The 2,881-nt window shown below is 73.8% G+C and carries 2 protein-coding genes; both read left to right on the forward strand.

The window, feature by feature from the left end; translation table 11 throughout:
- Positions 1-58: 58 nt before the first annotated feature.
- Positions 59-1,267: an enoyl-[acyl-carrier-protein] reductase FabV gene (fabV, locus tag ACSNOD_RS30165; protein WP_436770260.1), complete on the forward strand. Its 1,209-nt coding sequence runs from the start codon at positions 59-61 to the stop codon at positions 1,265-1,267.
- Between the two features lie 245 nt (positions 1,268-1,512).
- Complete coding sequence (locus ACSNOD_RS30170; RefSeq protein ID WP_436770261.1) at positions 1,513-2,730, forward strand: extracellular catalytic domain type 1 short-chain-length polyhydroxyalkanoate depolymerase; 1,218 nt, start codon at positions 1,513-1,515, stop codon at positions 2,728-2,730.
- The last annotated feature ends 151 nt before the right edge of the window (positions 2,731-2,881 follow it).

The raw sequence follows: 2,881 nt of genomic DNA on the forward strand, positions 1-2,881 counted from the left end.
GTTGTGTATAAGAGACAGGCCGCGCCCTTGTCCGTGACGACACCTGGGACACCACACCGTGAGCGAACGCGTCATTGCGCCCAAGAACCGGGGCTTCCTGTTCCTGGACTCCCACCCCGGCGGCTGCCGACAGCTGGTGGACGACATGTGGCAGGCCGTCCCCGCCCCGGCCGCAGCCGGGGGCGAAGGGCCGGTGGCCCTGGTCATCGGCTCGTCCGCCGGGTACGGCCTGGCCGCTACGATCGCGGGCCTGGCCCGTGTCGGCATCCGGGGCATCGGCGTGTGCTTCGAGAAGGCGCCCGCGCGGCGCACCGGCACGGCCGGTTGGTATCGCACCGCCGCCACGGCCCGGCTCGCCCAACGGCATGGGCGGGGCATGGTCTTCCTCAATGGCGACGCGTTCAGCGACACGGTGAAGGAGCAGGTCGCCGACCTCATCGCCGAGCGGTTCGGGGGACGGCTCGACTTCCTGATCTACTCGGTGGCCGCGCCTCGCCGCACGGACCCGGACACCGGCGACGTGTATGCCTCGGTCCTCAGGCCGATCGGCTCGCCGTACACCACCAAGACCCTCGTCTTCGACGCGGACGGAGCCCCGGAGGTGAAGGAGGTCACCACCGCGCCGGCCGAGGGCGACGACATCGAGCAGACCGTGGCGGTGATGGGCGGCACCGACTGGGAACGGTGGATCACGTTCCTGGCCGACCGGTCCCTGCTCGCCGACGGCTTCACCACCGCCGCCCTGTCGTACATCGGCTCGCCGCTCACCGCGGCGATCTACCGACAGGGCACCATCGGCGCCGCGAAGGCCCATCTGGAAGCCACCGCACGCGCGTTGGACGAGCGCCTCGGCAGGGCCCTGGGCGGCCGGGCCGTGATCTCGGTCAATGCCGCCGCCGTCACGCAGTCCTCCACCGCCATCCCCGGCATCGCCCTGTACGCCGGGCTGCTGCGCGGCGTCCTCGGCGGCGCCATGGTGGACCCGATCGGACAACTGGTCGAGCTGTGGGACCGGTTGACCGGAGCCCGCCCCCTCGACCTCGACGACGAGGGCCGGGTCCGGCTCGACACCTGGGAACTCGACCCCACCGTGCAGAACGCCGTCGCCGAGCGCTGGAGCGCGGCCACCAGCGACACCATCACCGAACTCGCCGACCTCGACTGGTTCGGCGACGAGGTCCGCCGCCTCTACGGCTTTTCGGTCCCGGGCATCGACTACTCGGCCGCCGTCGAAACGGACGTCCCCTGGCCCGCGCCCACGATCTGACCCCACGCAGCGGCCCCGACGCCGGACAGGCAGGCCGGACGCCGCCCCGCGCCGATAGCAGGTGACCGTGGGTACGGCAATGGGTCGCGCGCCCCGGCATTCGGGCCGGTTGTGGGGGACCTCGCCATGTCCCGGCGCGGACACCGCTTCCTACGGTGACGCGGAACACCTGAGCCCCCGCCCGGGGGCGGGCGGCTCAGGTCACGGGGCCGGCGTGGCCCCGTGACGTACCCGCGGGAGGCTCCATGCTGCTGACAACCACGAGCTCGTCACCCACCCCACCGGAGCCGTCCTCCCGTGCTCACCTGCTCGGGCGCCGGCGTGGTCGCGTCGGGGGACTCGCTGCCGCCGTGGCCCTCGCCTGTGGATTCGCCCTGGTCACCCCGGCCCCGGCGGCCCAGGCCGCGGTCCCGCCCGCCTCGGCGGCCCAGGGCGTCGTTGCCCCCGCCCCGGCAGCCCAGGCTGCCGTCGCTTCGCCCGCGGCGCCCCAGACCGCGGTGAAGTTGGACCGGGTCGCCCACTTCGGCGCCAACCCGGGCGCGCTGACGATGTACGTGTACCGCCCCGCGGCCCTGCCGGCGCACCCCGCGGTGGTCGTCGCGCTGCACGGGTGCAAGCAGAGCGCCCAGCTCTACGCCGACAACTCCGGGCTCGTCCGGTTCGCCGACCGGCACAAGTTCCTGCTGGTCTTCGCGGAGACGACGGTCACGAACAACGCCAACCGGTGCTTCAACTGGTTCCAGAGCGGTGACAATCGGCGCGGCGCGGGCGAGGCCGCCTCGATTCGGCAGATGGTCGCCCATGCCGGCTCCGCCTTCGGCGCCGACCCGCGCCGCGTCCACGTCACGGGCCTCTCCGCCGGCGGCGCCATGACCTCGGTGATGCTCGCGGCCTACCCGGACGTGTTCGCTGCGGGAGCGGTGGTGGCAGGGCTGCCGTACGCGTGTGCCACCGATGTCATATCGGCGTTCGCCTGCATGAACCCCGGCGTGGACCGGACCCCGGCGGCCTGGGCTCAGGCCGTCCGCGCCGCCCACCCCGGCCACGCCGGCCCGTGGCCCCGGGTGGCTGTCTGGCACGGCCGCGACGACCCCACGGTCGTGCCGAGGAACGCGGACGAGCTGCGGGACCAGTGGACCGCGGTGCACGGCCTGGACCAGAGCCCGGACCGCGTATCAACGATCGGCCCCAACGGGACGCGCAACGAGCAGTACCTCGCGGCGGACGGCAGCGTCGCCGTCGAGGTCAACCGGGTCCCCGGCATCGGCCACGGCACCCCGGTGGACCCGGGCGCGGGCGCCCAGCAGTGCGGCGCCACCGGTACGCCGCACTTCATCGCCTCGATCTGCTCCAGCTACTGGATCACCGCCTTCTTCGGCCTGGACGGCTCCGACCCCGCCGCGGCGGTCCGCGACCGAACCGGAACACCGCCCCGTACGACACCTCCGGCCCCGGCGCGGTGAGTCGGCCGCGCACCGCGGCTCCGCCCAGGCCGCCGGCAACCCCGCGCGCCGCACTGTGGCGATCCGCGCCCTGCCGCCCCCGTACACCCCGCCGATAACCTCCGGCCGCCCCCAGCAGGCGAGACCCCGATGGAGGTACACCCCCCATGCC

It is taken from the genome of Streptomyces sp. URMC 123, from assembly GCF_051386515.1.
In the GTDB taxonomy this organism is placed as follows: Bacteria; Actinomycetota; Actinomycetes; order Streptomycetales; family Streptomycetaceae; genus Streptomyces.